The sequence below is a fragment of the Pedobacter sp. KH_004 genome (assembly GCF_057840755.1).
This window is the reverse complement of record NZ_CM174519.1, coordinates 1,525,629-1,539,643: the sequence shown is the minus strand read 5'-3', so window position 1 is coordinate 1,539,643 and position 14,015 is coordinate 1,525,629. Positions and strand designations below refer to the sequence as shown.

The 14,015-nt window shown below is 38.6% G+C and carries 7 protein-coding genes; all 7 read right to left on the bottom strand.

Features of this window, described 5'->3' with window-relative positions; genetic code table 11:
* Positions 1–121 precede the first annotated feature (121 nt).
* The 7 genes from AC3ITD_RS06500 to AC3ITD_RS06470 all read right to left on the bottom strand — a co-directional run bounded on the left by AC3ITD_RS06500 (position 122) and on the right by AC3ITD_RS06470 (position 13,889).
* Positions 122–1,282: a CaiB/BaiF CoA transferase family protein gene (locus AC3ITD_RS06500; protein ID WP_489365080.1), complete on the bottom strand. Its 1,161-nt coding sequence runs from the start codon at positions 1,280–1,282 to the stop codon at positions 122–124.
* The gene (locus tag AC3ITD_RS06495; RefSeq protein WP_489365078.1) at positions 1,279–2,439 is read right to left on the bottom strand and encodes an ABC transporter substrate-binding protein; all 1,161 of its coding nucleotides are present in this window, start codon (positions 2,437–2,439) and stop codon (positions 1,279–1,281) included. Before AC3ITD_RS06495 ends, AC3ITD_RS06500 begins: the two co-directional genes overlap by 4 nt.
* Before the next feature lie 139 nt (positions 2,440–2,578).
* A complete protein-coding gene (galB, locus tag AC3ITD_RS06490) occupies positions 2,579–4,942 on the bottom strand; it encodes a beta-galactosidase GalB (RefSeq protein ID WP_489365077.1) in 2,364 nt (787 codons plus the stop codon).
* Between the two features lie 163 nt (positions 4,943–5,105).
* Positions 5,106–6,212: a glycoside hydrolase family protein gene (locus AC3ITD_RS06485; RefSeq protein WP_489365075.1), complete on the bottom strand. Its 1,107-nt coding sequence runs from the start codon at positions 6,210–6,212 to the stop codon at positions 5,106–5,108.
* The gene (locus AC3ITD_RS06480; protein WP_489365073.1) at positions 6,205–8,955 is read right to left on the bottom strand and encodes a family 78 glycoside hydrolase catalytic domain; all 2,751 of its coding nucleotides are present in this window, start codon (positions 8,953–8,955) and stop codon (positions 6,205–6,207) included. The genes AC3ITD_RS06485 and AC3ITD_RS06480 overlap by 8 nt, the downstream gene beginning before the upstream one ends.
* A gap of 244 nt (positions 8,956–9,199) precedes the next feature.
* A complete protein-coding gene (locus AC3ITD_RS06475) occupies positions 9,200–10,741 on the bottom strand; it encodes a RagB/SusD family nutrient uptake outer membrane protein (RefSeq protein WP_489365071.1) in 1,542 nt (513 codons plus the stop codon).
* Between the two features lie 10 nt (positions 10,742–10,751).
* Complete coding sequence (locus AC3ITD_RS06470; protein ID WP_489365069.1) at positions 10,752–13,889, bottom strand: SusC/RagA family TonB-linked outer membrane protein; 3,138 nt, start codon at positions 13,887–13,889, stop codon at positions 10,752–10,754.
* Positions 13,890–14,015 lie beyond the last annotated feature (126 nt).

Sequence of the window (14,015 nt, the reverse complement as noted above, 5' to 3'; positions counted from 1 at the left end):
TAACCAAGAATCCCTAACCTATTTACACTGTACTCATTTCAACCACCAAAATGTTCGATGATGTTATCATTCAGTCTTTTATAGCTTGCTGATTCTTAACTGTATTCAGAATGACAACCTATTAAGTATGATTCTCTAATTCAAACTCTTTATTAATATCTGGCGTGTTAAAACCCAATTTTGGCGCCGCTTTCGGGGCCAATAACTTTTCATGATCCAAACGAATTGGGCTAACGGTTGTCTTTATTTTTACACCATTACCCAAATCTAACTGCTGTTCAATTTGCAGACTTTTATAAGTATTTAACGTCGTGGCGGTTTGGTAATTCAATACCTCTGCACACCAAATTCCGTGGCTTTCTAAAAGATTGACCCATTTTTTCGTTTCTTCTTTTTTGAAAGTTTCGGCTAAACGAACAATCAGTTTATCTCGATTCTCGAAGGCTGAACCAGCCTCAACATACAAATCGGAAATATCACATTTAATAATGGCACAAATATTCGGAAGATTTCCCATCGCCATGGCAATATAGCCATCTTTGGTTTCATACATCCCGTAAGGTGCACTTAAATAGGCATGTGCGCTACCCTTCGCCCCACTTCTGTCTGGCAATTTCCCACCATCATTTAAATAGGTGGTGATCACCTCAAACTGCACATCTAAAATGGACTCCAGTAAACTCACCTCAACCAAAACACTTTTATTGGTTTTTGCTCTCTTAATTAAGCCGGCTAAAATGCCCTGAGCCAGATGATTTCCGCACATAATATCAGAAACCGAAAGACCGAAAGGAACAGGCCCATCGGTATCAACGCCCGATAAAAATGTTAATCCCGAAACTGCCTGAACCAATAAATCCTGACCTGGTTTATTTTTCCAGGGGCCTTCGTTTCCATAACCGGTTACTACTCCATAAATAATTTTAGGATTGAGAGTCTGAACATGTTCATAATCCAAGCCTATTTTTTCCATTACTCCAGGGCGGAAATTATGCGTCATTACATCAGCCTTGCTGATTAATTTCTTCAACCTTTCTAAATCATCCGGATTTTTTAAGTCGGCTGCATAGCTTTCCTTATTGCGGTTAATAGTATGGAAAAGCAAGCTATCATCATCAACAAAAAGATTTTTTATCGATAACTGACGACAAGCGTCGCCGGTTTTCGGGCGTTCGATTTTAATTACCCGGGCACCTAAATCTGCTAGTTTTAAGCCGGCAGATGGTCCTGCCAGAAACTGGCAAAACTCCAAAACTAAAAGTCCTTCTAGCGGCCTGTTCATGATAATACCAAAGTTTTAGATTTTTGATATAATTCGTTCATCTTCGATAACACTGCAATTTCGTCTCCACCATTCATTAAATAATCCCGAACTACATCGCCTGAGTGATCTTGAAAAAACATAGAGCCATGATAACGAGGACGAAGAAATGCCCGTTGTAAAGCAGGTAAAGTATTTAAAAAATAATTGTGACTTTGGCGGTTAACCTCTTCATTTTTCCAGGCTGATAAATGCCCAGGCTGCCCACCGTTTTCGAAAAACAAGGTAGATTGACAGGCTGGAGAACCCACAAATTCCACATACTTGGCTGCTACGTCAAGCTCCTTACATTTAGATGATATGGCCAAACCGGTTCCACCTAAAGTACTTCTTAAATTCGTTTTTCCATCAAGGGAAATCATATCGTGAAAATGTAAGGTTTTGCGGGCATATCCGTTTCTTGAATAATTTGAGTAGCCATACGCAAACGGACAATAGGCAATTTCATCTGTTAAAGTCATCGCTTCATAAACCTGAATTGGATTTCTATTGAAGTTTGCCTGATCTATTTTCGAGGCTAGTTCGCGATACATTCCTAAGGCCTTAACACCCGTTTGCTGCGACACTACTTCATCATCACCTTGACAAGGATCTTCGCCCAAAGAGCAACAGAGGGTATAAAAGTTCATGAGCACATCGATTGGAATTCCAGCAAAGGCAACCAATCCCCTATCGGCAAGTCTTAATAAATCGTCGAATGATTTCGGAAATTCCAAATCTTTATTGACAAATAAATCTGGCCGGGAAGCCGCCACAGGGGTTGCTGCATCTATCGGAAGTGCCCATAAATGTTCATCATAGAAATAGCTTTCGTAGGACTGACCCACCGAATTTCGTTCCTGATCAGCAAGATAATCATCAGAAAGATAAAAATCTAAGGGCACGATCGACTGTGTTTTCGCAGCAAAACCAGCCCAGGGATGATCAATTACGAGTAAATCGAATCGTTCTGCCAGTTCCTGAATGGAGAAATCGGCAAACTGTTGCAAACTCCTTTTCTCCCAGGTGATGTTAACATTTGGATATAATTCGGAAAAACGCTGGGCCGTAGCCACCATAGGCAAAAGCCCGCGACTATGATTCCAGGTTATTCCTTTTAAGTTAATTGTCTTCTCCACTTATCTTAATTTTATTAGTATTTTATCAGGTGGGTAACCCAACCGCTATGTTTCTTTTATTTCTCTTATTCCTCATGGCCGGTGTCTTCACCAACCATTTTAATTTTTATGGCATCACCAATGGGCTAAATTCAAACTATCATTTCCCAGTTTTAATTGTAATTGATGCTGATGTTAAACCTCCGGCTGTAGCAGTCAGTTTTATAATCCCTGCCTTCTCCTTTGATTGAAGAATGGCCAGGCATAAACCATGAAATGCTTTTCGGTAGTTTGCCTTAAATGGCTCCAAACTTGCCTGGAAACCATTGTCAACGCCAGCGATAAAACCATCGCCTTCTACCTTGAAGTCCACTAAATGATCCGCATTCGGCACTAAATTACCAGCAGCATCTAAAACCCGAACCGTTACAAATGATAAGTCGGTACCATCAGCTTTAATATCTTTCCTATCAGCGATTAATTCTATTTTGGCTGCTGCGCCCGTGGTTTTCACTTCTTTAACTAAAACTTCTTTACCATTTTTTCTGGAAACTGCTTTCAGTGTTCCCGGCTCGAAGTTGACATTCCAAAGCACATGTAAATCATCATCCTTTTTTGATCTTTTACCCAATGATTTCCCGTTAAGGTACAACTCCACTTCATCGGCATTGTTGTAATACGCCCAAACCTCAACGGATTTGCCTGATTCCCAATTCCAATGAGGCAAAATATGTAAAACAGGTTTATTGGTCCATTCGCTTTGATACATGTAATAAGAATCTTTCGGGAAACCTGCTAAATCCACAATTCCGAAATAGGAACTTCTGGCCGGCCATGGATAAGGCAAGGGCTCTCCTAGGTAATCAAAACCTGTCCAAACGAATAAACCGGAAACGTGATCATATTTTTTTGCTTCCTTCCAGGTTTCTTCATGTGTAGAACCCCAATAGGCCGAAACATTGTCGTATGATGATGCAGACCATTCCTTATTGCCTTCGGTAAATTTGGTTTTTCCATCTTTAGGCCAACGGCGAATGGTATCTGCCGTATCGTAAAAACCTCTAGTTTCTAAAGCAGATGTCGTTTCTGTAGCAAGAAATTTTACTCCTGGATAGTTTTTTGGGAAATCTGCATATTTTTTATGATTGTAATTTAGTCCGTAAACATCAAGCGCATTTGCCTGGTAAATAAAGTTCTTTTTTGCATCAGTTTCTGTTAATGCTGAAATCACCGGACGAGAAGTGTCTAAATTTTTAACGATACCTACCAACTCTTTGGTAATCGCAATGCCCGTACTATCAAATTGCTCACGAATTTCGTTACCAACACTCCAAAGAATAATGGATGGATGATTACGGTCGCGTTTAATCATGTCTTCCAAATCACGTTTGTGCCATTCTGGAAAATTTAAATGGTAATCGTTTTTGGTTTTCTTCTTTGCCCACATATCAAAAGCCTCGTCCATTACCAAGAAACCCATTCTATCGCATAAATCTAAAAACTCGGGTGCTGGTGGATTATGAGCAGTACGAATGGCATTAACGCCCATTTCTTTCATAATTTCGAGCTGACGTTCCATTGCCCTAACATTAACGGCAGCACCCAAAGCGCCCAAATCATGATGGAGGCAAACCCCTAAAATCTTCGTTGGTTTACCGTTTAAAGAAAAGCCTTTTTCAGCGTCAAAATTGAAAGATCGGATGCCAAATTTGGTTTCATATTTATCAATTATTTTTCCATTCTGAACTATTTGGGTAACCATTTTGTATTGATAAGGATTTTTAACAGACCATAAAGTAGGATTTTTAACCTCGAAAATCCTGTTGATCAATGAACCTGGTGTATCAATTTTTAGCACTTGCTGGACAGTAGCAGAAATTACTTTACCCTCGGCATTATGAATGGTATTCGTTATTGAAACAGCTTGTGATTTTAAGGTTTTATTCTGGATCTGAATCTGCAATTCAACTTTACCAGATTGATCTGCAGTTACAAAAGTTCCCCATTTTGCTACTGCAATTTTGGCTGTAGAGCTTAACCAGACGTTTCTGTAAATTCCAGAACCGGAATACCAGCGGGAATCCGGCTGTGCTGAATTATCAACTTTAACTGCAATGATGTTTTTACCTGATTTTAGAAACTTGCTTATTTCATAAGAAAAAGAAGAATAACCGTAAGGTCTTTTGCCCAAGTATTTACCATTAATCCAGACTTCACTATTTTTATACACCCCGTCGAATTCGATGCTGATTACTCGGTTTTGAAAATCTGCAGGCGCTGTAAATTCTTTTCTATACCAACCAATTCCTGTTGGAAGACCACCGCCTTCGGGTTTAGCGGGATTTTTTTCGTCAAATTTCCCTTCAATGCTCCAATCGTGGGGTAAGGTAAGTTTTCTCCATTTTAAATCGCTGTATGCTGGAGATTTTGCTCCTGGCTCGTCACCTAAAAAGAATTTCCAGTTTTTATTGAAATTTGTTCTGGTGCGGGATTCAGAAATCGCCTTTACTGGGCGAGTCGTCATTTCGAGGCTGGGATTGAGTGAGCCGAAGCAATCTGATTCTACAAATGAGATTGCTTCGTACCTCGCAATGACGGTGTTGGTTGATTTTGCCTCGCAATAACGAGACACCGACAACGTCGCTATCAAAAAAAACAAAACCCTAAAATTTTTCAACATCTTCATTCTAATTTTCACCTACAAAGTTCATTTTACTTTTACCTAAATCTTTCGAGGTTGCCACCGCGATTCCGCGTTGATCTTGCTTGTTTACCGCACAATAAAAATGATAAACTATTCCTTTATACTTTAATACGAAAGATTTATGAGCATACAACTCATCATATTTCTCTGATGATTCAATCAAATTATCTCCGGTCCAATCGGTCCAGTTAATTAAATCTTTAGATACCGCAAAACGATTGAATGATCCTTTTCTATCTTGCCAAAAAGCACCAAAATAGAACATCACGTAGTTGGCGCCTATCTTTTGGATTACCGCATCGCCCGTAATTCCAACAGGATGATGTACCACAGGATTTTTGTTGAAACGCTGCCAATGAACCATATCATCTGAAACTGCCATTCCAATTCGTTCGTACCAACGTGTTTTTTTATTATTCACCAAAGAATCGCCAACGGCATTATAATACATTACAAAGGGGTGTCCAGTCAACCGTTTTGGGTCTTCAATAACTGTACTTTTGAAGAGTTTGTTTCTATTTTCCCACCAACGAACATCCTTATCCCCCGATGTTAAAACAGGCTTATCCAGCCTACTCCACTCTTGCACGACTGATGGATGATTTTTTGCGTAAGCCATCCCTATTGAAAGTGGTTCTACTTCGTAGCCCTTCTCTTTTCCACCAAAGTACGACATCCAATATTTGCCATCAAACCGGTTTACACCATAGTTTCCACCCCATTTAATATCTAGCAATGCGTTGTAACCCGCTTTCTGATTATCATCCCACAAACCATCGTTGCCAAATGCCATCAATTTGCCTTGATTTTCCCAGTGCAAAAGGTCTTCACTTTTTGCTAACCAAGTTTCGTAACCACGTCCGCTAAAGATAAGATAAGTCATAAACCAGTATTTTCCCTTTCTAAATATAGTCGGGCAATCCATTTTATGGTCATTATCTTGAGGAACCATTACCAGGCCATACTTAAAAGGCGTTTTAACTTCCTGGTATATCTTTTCCATATCTGCCTGAGGAACAGAGTTTGCAACCTGAGCTTGCACACTGAATGCCTCAAAAACCAAAAAGAGAATGATGATAAACTTATTCATTTGTACAGATAAACTTATAATGTCCAGAACCTATTGTAATTTTTGCCTTGCCGTTCAAGGCATTCATCTTTGGATTTAACTCATCTGTAATGGTTTGTTTTGTTTTACCTGGAAAGTATATATCAGCTTTCGTATTAACCGGAATATTTACCTCAATCGTAAAGTTTTTGTCAATTTTGTTCCATTGCGTTGCTATTTTCCCGTAAGGAGAATCGTAACTTACATTTGCAGAAGTTAAGTCTCCAACTACTTCCGGCTCAATCACAATATGCTTAAAAGCAACTGAATGTTCAGCCTGACGAATACCACCGATGCCGCTGTAAAGCCATTCCATTAAGTGCCCAAGCATAAAATGATTATTCGAAACCGTTGGAAGTGCAGCCCACGATTCTGTTAAAGCGGTTGCACCTTTGGCAATTTGCATTCCATAACCAGGTACGTCAGAGCGGCTATTCATGTCGAAAATCACATCTGATCTTCCTGCCTCTTCTAAAACTCGAAGAACATAGCGGTAGCCGATATCGCCAGCTGTTAAACTGTTTTTCCGATCTCTAATATCCTTTACTAAATTATCAATCACTGCTTTTTTATCCTGATCTGCTACCAACCCCATGTAAATCGCCATGGCATTCGCGGCTTGCGAACCCGTTGCATATTGCTTGGTTTTAGGATCGAAAAACTTATCATTAAAAGATTTTCTTACCTCAACCGCCAATTTTGAATAACTTAAAGCATCTGCTTTTTTACCCAGAAGTATAGCCATTTTTTCTAAAATTTTTAAGTCGTAATAATAGATCGCCGTGCCGGTAACCCCCATTGGAGTGAGTTGAGAAACACCTGGAGGTTTTGTCCCTAAATCATACCAATCTCCCAAACCTTGTGATAAAATATGGTTGTTAGCTTTGGTTGCAAGGTAGTTAATGTAGCCTTGCATCATTGGATAATAAGCAATCATTGCTTGCTTATCGCCATACCATTGATATAAATACCAGGGAAGTAGAATGCCACTGCTTCCCCACTCTGGAGAATCGCGGAACATATCGCCTCCCCATTCAAATTTCACATATTCTGGCGCAATTTCTGGAATAAGGCCGTTAGGCAATTGCGAATTCCTCATATCCTCCAGGGCTTTTTTGAATAGTGGCGCCGCAGCGTAGTTGTAGCCTACGGAATTACCCATTAAATGCAATTGCTCTAACCATCCAAGTTTTTCGCGATGCGGACAATCGGTAAAAACACTCACCATGTTGCTTTTGATCGACCAATCAATCAACTTAAAGGTTTTATTAAAAAGGTCGTTTGATGTATTGAATTCTCCCACCTGTTCTGCAGCATTTCGAACATGATAGGCTCTTATATTTAAAATTGCAGTTTTATTTGGATCATTTTCCGTGTAGAAGGGGTTAGCGCCTTTCACTTGCAAATATCTAAATCCGGTGTAGAAGAACTTTGGTCTCCATATTTCAATTCCATCACCTTTTAAGATGTAGGTAAAGTAAGATGGGCCACCGATATTTTTTTGCGTCACCGAGCCATCTTCTTTAATTAACTCTGCTGGTGTAATGCGAATAGTATCGCCTTTTTTACCGCGAACTTTCAATTCTATTATCGATGATGAATTCTGCCTCATATCGTAAACCCATTCACCGTTAGGAACACGAGTAGTTTTTATAGAAGAGGTATATTCAAAAACTTTTACAGGATCTTCGTTTTGGGCATTTAATTTCGGTCCATCGACCAACAAAGCCGATTTCCATTGCTGATCATCAAATCCTGCTACATTCCAGTTTTTTTGCTCGAGGTTTGCGTTGTAATCTTCACCGCCATAAATACTTGAAAATGTAACCGGTGAAGGAGCCGTTCTCCAACTCTTGTTACTGATGATATTTGCAGAAGTACCGTCTGTATATTTAACCAAAACACGGCAAATCACTTTCGGATAACCATAAGCTACCTTTAGTTTTCTATATCGTTCTTTAACCGGAGGAACATAATAAAAACCATTTCCAAGCATTACACCAACAGCATTTTGCCCTTTTTTAATCTGTTTGGTTACATCGTAAGTAACATACAGTGCTTCTTTATCGTATTTCGTCCATCCCGGCGCAAGAAAATCATCGCCAACCTTTTCGCCGTTTAAACTCATTTCGAAATGACCTAAACCCGAAATAAAAGCCGTTGCTTTTTTTATGGTTTTAGTAACAAAGAAATCTTTACGGAACATTGGCAGTACATTGGTCCCGGTATATTTATCTTTTTTACCATCAACAGGTAAAACATTGATGTTCGAATCTGCCAGTTTTTCGTACGCAATCCATTTTGCGCCCTTCCAATCCTCAATATTTAGCAAACCCATTTGCCAATAAGCAGTGGCGCTCCAGGGAGATACATTTCCAAAATTATCCCATACCTTAACTTTCCAGTAATAGGTTTTGGTTGATAAAAGTTTAGCGCCTTGATATTCTATCTGAATGGATTGTGCAGAATTTACTTTCCGGGTATCCCAAACATCGCCAATATTTTGATTCAACTTTGTAACGCTGCTCGAAACCAGAACCTGGTATGCTGCCTGCGTCACATTTCGTTGATCAGATTGTAATTTCCAACTTAGGCTTGGCGAAGTAAAATCTACTCCGATCGGATTATTACGATAGCCTAAACTTAGACGAGCAACCGTAATTTCTTCCGCGTACAGCGAAAAACTAAATAAGAATAGCCAGGAAAAGATGAATAGTTTGCTCATTAAATAACTTACATCTTTTGGATGTTTTACCTAGGTTTATAATTGGTTATCAGCTTCAAAAACAACAAAAGAAATTAATTCTTTATGTCAACATTCAGGTTTATAGTTAAACGTTAAACCTAGTTACGCTACTAATTCAAATATAAATAATTTTTTTAAATATGAAAAGTGATAACGTTGTAATAATTCTGTAGCGAAATAAGTAGCAGCAGCTAATTATTAATACTTAGCTGCTGCTGGTAATTTAATAATTAGGATTTTGAATCAATTTCGGATTATTATCTAGTTCTGATGATGGAAATGGCAATACATAATTTTTGGTCTCAAAAATCAATGCTGTTCCGGCTGGTGTGCGCAAAGTAGGCAATTTTATATGCGCAATATTCCATCGTTTTAAATCATTATAACGCTGGCCTTCAAGCGCAAATTCAATTCTTCTTTCATGGCGGATATAATTTCTAAGCAAAGCCTGGGTATTATATTTCGTTTGATCAGTAGCTGGCATTGCTATACCGATACGTTGTCTCACATCATTAATTGCTTTATAAACTGTAGCGTCGGGGCCACTAACTTCATTTTGCGCTTCGGCATACATTAACAATATATCAGCATATCGTAAATGAATGTAATCCTGATCAGTTAATGTAGCAGTTCCAGAGGTAATTGGCGCTCTTGATAAATCGACATATTTTTCCATTAAAAACCCGGTAAAAGATTGTGCAAATCCATTCCAAATTACATTTGATGTATTTCTCCAAATTTCATCAGGGAGTTTCATGGTTAAATTTAGCCGGGGATCGCGATTATTGTAGGGATTTGCAGCACTAAAAAGAGGTGATTCTGCACTTGGTTTTCCATCTGTCATTTCGTAATCATCGGCTAAATCTTTATAAGGTTGAATGAGAGAAAACCATCCCAATTCAATGTCCATACCACCTGCGCCAGGAGAAGTTCTTTGCGGATTGGTTGGCGCAAGGTACTGGGTAGAAAACATAATTTCGGTATTTACAGCTGCCGTAGCTTGTCCGCTTGTTTTAAATAACGCTGCATAATTATTAGAAAGTGCAAATTTATTGTCAGTCATAATTTCTTTTAAAACCGGAATAGCTTCTGCCCATTTTTGCTGGGTAATTAAAACTCTGGCTTTAATACCTTCTGCACTCCCCTTTACTGCATGACCATTATATTTATCATTTGGAAGATTAGCAATAGCAAAGTCTAGATCTTGTTGTATAAAAGAATAAACCTGCTCTTTTGTACTCTTCGGAATTTTTACATCCTCAACAGTTTTTGGGTAATGCTCATTAATTGGCACACCTCCAAAATTCTGCACCAAATCAAAATAAGCTAAAGCCCTTATAAAACGAACTTCCGCTTTATAAACATTCTTCTTTGCTTCTGTTACAGGGGCCCGATCTACATTATCTAAAAAATAATTACAAGAAGTAATTGCTCTGTATGGAGATGAATAAAGATTTGGTAAAACGCCACTTAATCCTGGCGAAATACTTCCAGTTGTCATTTCAAGCAAATTTGCTTGATTGGTATTTTGATATGGAAAAGCATTATCGCTTAATGCATCTAGATATACTCTTTCGTAACCCAAAAAATTTTGCTGTAAGCGAGAATACACACCAGCCAAAGCAGTTTGCACATCAGTTTCTGAACCCCAAAAGATTTCAGAAGAAACACTGTTTAATGGATTTTTATCTAAAAAATCTTTTTTGCATGATCCGAATGTTAGTAATCCGAATACAAAACACAATATTATATTTTTATTTTTCATGAGATATCTCTTAGAATTTAACATTTAAGCCAACATTAAAAATTTTCGTTTGCGGATATTGCGCCAGATTTCCAGTAGAACTGGCTCTCTCCGGATCTCCTCCTTCGTACTTTGTAATGGTGAATAGGTTATCGGCAGATACGTAAACACCTAAGCTTTTGATTCCGATTTTAGAAATAGCACTAACCGGTACATCGAAACCAAGCATTACATTTTTAAGTCGTAAATAAGATGCATCTTGCAAATAGTAAGTTGATGCCGCATAAGGTGCCACTCCGCTATAACCAGCAACATAAATGGCAGGCACCGTATTACTTCTGTTTTCTGGTGTCCAAGCATTTAAAAACTTTGTAGTTGGTGCTGTACCTTGTTGAAAAGGGTCGACACCCCAGTTATTTACACGGTTTTTTATACCCTCAACTCCTTGAAAAAATGCACTGAAACTAAATCTTTTATAACCTAAATTTAGACCGAAAGAATAGTTAAAATCAGGATAAGCACCATCTACCACTATTCTATCGTTTGCGTTTACGATTCCATCACCGTTTACATCCTTCATTTTTAAATCTCCCGCTTTCGGACTACGATTTAGCTCATGTACAGGTACACTTGGGTTACCAATATCTTCAACCTGGAAAATACCATCCCATTGATATAAATAGAATGAAGAGTAAGGTAATCCAACTTCGTTAATGGTACTGCCTTTTGCTGGTGTTCTCAGTTCTATCACTTTATTTTTAGCAGTAGAAATTAGCGCATTTAAGCTATAAGTAAATTCGCCGATTTTGTTTTGGTGCGTTAAAGCCAACTCAACACCCTGGCTTCTCATTTTTCCATCGTTAACAGTTGATGCACCTAAACCTAAGCTTAATGGTACGGTTGGTCTGGCTAAAATATCGAAAGTAGAACGTCTGAACCAATCGAAGGTTGCTCCAAAAAGACCATTTTTAATATTGAGATCGAAACCAACATCAATACTTCTGGTTGATTCCCATCTTAAACTAACATCTTTGAAATCATTTATCACCCCACCTTGTTGAAGTGCGCTATTACCGAAAGGATAATTAACGTTATTAATGATAATATTATCCTGATAGAGATAAGTTCCAATATCCTGATTGCCCAGTGTACCGTAAGAAGCCCTGATTTTAAAACTACTTAACCAGCTTAATTTATCTTTTAAAAAGCTTTCTTCAGATACCTGCCATCCGGCAGAAAAGGATGGAAATACGCCCCAGCGGTAATCTGGCGAAACTTTCGATGTTCCATCGTAACGTAAGTTAGCCTCCAATAAATATTTCCCTTTAAAATCGTAGTTAATTCTTCCGAATAATGATCTCATACCCCATTCTGATGGTGCGGCTAAAGACGGTAACCTCGGATGCGTAAAATATAACGATTCTCCTGAGGCAGAATAACCTGTAAGATCTTCCAGAATTGGTGCTACAGAATTAATTCTTCTGCCTCTTAAATTTTGATTTTTATAGGACAACTGTTCAAAACCCGCTAAAGCTTTAAGGTTATGCCCTGTACCCAAGGTTTTTTCGTAGGTTAATGTGGAGTATACAGTTGGATTTAAAACCTTCGAATACTGATCGGTAACACCTAAAATATCAGGACCGAAAGAATTTGCAACGTATTCATTGGTCAAAGGTGCTCGATCTTGTAAGAGAAAGGCAGAGTAAGGATGCTGATACATTTTGTAATATTCATCAACATAATTTATTGCAACTTTTGAGCTCCAGGTTAAGCCTTCAAAAGGTTTAATATCGATATACGCCTGGGCATTCACATTATACTCCTTGGTCGTTTGTTCTCCCATGGCGTAAGCTTCTTGTGGGTTACGGTTTCTGCCCTCGTTTGCATAAGCTCTCGAAACTACCCTACCGCTACCATCAGGCAAAAACGGGCCATAAAGCGGACCTGCAGCATACACCAGTAAGGCCATGTTTTCGCCAGTAAAAGGTGGTTCCTTGCGGTCTTTATAAGTCATGTTGATAATTGTACCAACACTGATGCTTTTGGTTAGGTTGTTATTATAGTTTAGCAATGCATTGTAACGCTTAAATTTATAGCCTTTAAAAACGGCATTCTGATCTAAATAACCTGCTGAAATGTTGAAAGTACTTTTATCACTTCCGCCAGAGATTGAAAGGTTATGCTGCATTACATTAGCAGGATTAATATAGTAATCCAGATTATCAAAATCAGGATATTGCGCTTTATCTGGCGAGTTACGATATAAATCTATATCTGCCTGTGGGTATCTGAAAGCGATACCGGAGCGGGCTGCTGCTGTATTATACATTTCCATGTATTGGGCAGAATTCGTAATTAAATCGGGTAGTGCTGTAGGGGTATGTCTGGCGAAATTGGCCCGGTAGCTAAACACCGTTTCACCTCGTTTACCTTTTTTAGTAGTTACTAATATTACTCCGTTGGCAGCCCTTGCGCCGTAAATTGCGGCAGATGATGCATCTTTTAATACGGTAACATTCTCAATATCATCAGGAGATAAATTATTGAAGGAACCCGCCACACCATCAATTAAAACTAGTGGATCGGTGCTTCCGCCATAGGTAGAACGCCCTCTGATTAAAAAATTCGGGTTATCTCTTCCTGGTTCGCCCGAGGGTTGCGTTACCTGAACGCCAGTTATACGACCCTGAATTAAATTTGCTGCATTTGGAGCTGGTCTTTCAGTGAGTGTTTTTCCGCTAACTGTAGCTACCGCACCTGTTAAATTTATTTTCTTTTGTGTGCCATAACCCACAACAATTACATCCTCTAAGTCGTTTTGCTCTTCGGCAAGCGCTAAATTGACAGTTGTACGGTTATTTACCGCCACCTCCTGAACGGTAAAACCCACGAAAGAAAAAATTAAAGTTACATTACCCGAAGGGGCAGAAATGGAATACTTTCCATCGGTATCGGTTGTTGCACCAATGTCGGTACCTTTCACTTTCACACTCACGCCGGGTAAAGTTTCTCCTTTTTGTGAGGAAACCACTCCTTTGATAATAAATTTACTTGGTAAGGTTTGGGCAAATCCAGTTGTCGCGATAACCATGAGGATGGTTAAAATTTTTGCGATTAAAACATGGCGTAGCCTAAACAAGCAATAGCTTTTGCAGTTAATTAGGTTCATAATCGAATTTATTTGGTTAGGTTTTTTTTTGATAATTGATTAGCAATTATCTTGATTGTTTAAAAAAAAATAGGAAGATTTTTTAGGGTAAATATTTGGTTAATAATTTTACGGTTAATCGAATAC

Coding starts and splice junctions, on each gene's coding strand:
- AC3ITD_RS06470 (WP_489365069.1), bottom strand. CDS start 13,889: ATGAACCTAATTAACTGCAAAAGCTATTGCTTGTTTAGGCTACGCCAT.
- AC3ITD_RS06500 (WP_489365080.1), bottom strand. CDS start 1,282: ATGAACAGGCCGCTAGAAGGACTTTTAGTTTTGGAGTTTTGCCAGTTT.
- AC3ITD_RS06480 (WP_489365073.1), bottom strand. CDS start 8,955: ATGAGCAAACTATTCATCTTTTCCTGGCTATTCTTATTTAGTTTTTCG.
- AC3ITD_RS06485 (WP_489365075.1), bottom strand. CDS start 6,212: ATGAATAAGTTTATCATCATTCTCTTTTTGGTTTTTGAGGCATTCAGT.
- AC3ITD_RS06475 (WP_489365071.1), bottom strand. CDS start 10,741: ATGAAAAATAAAAATATAATATTGTGTTTTGTATTCGGATTACTAACA.
- galB (WP_489365077.1), bottom strand. CDS start 4,942: ATGACGACTCGCCCAGTAAAGGCGATTTCTGAATCCCGCACCAGAACA.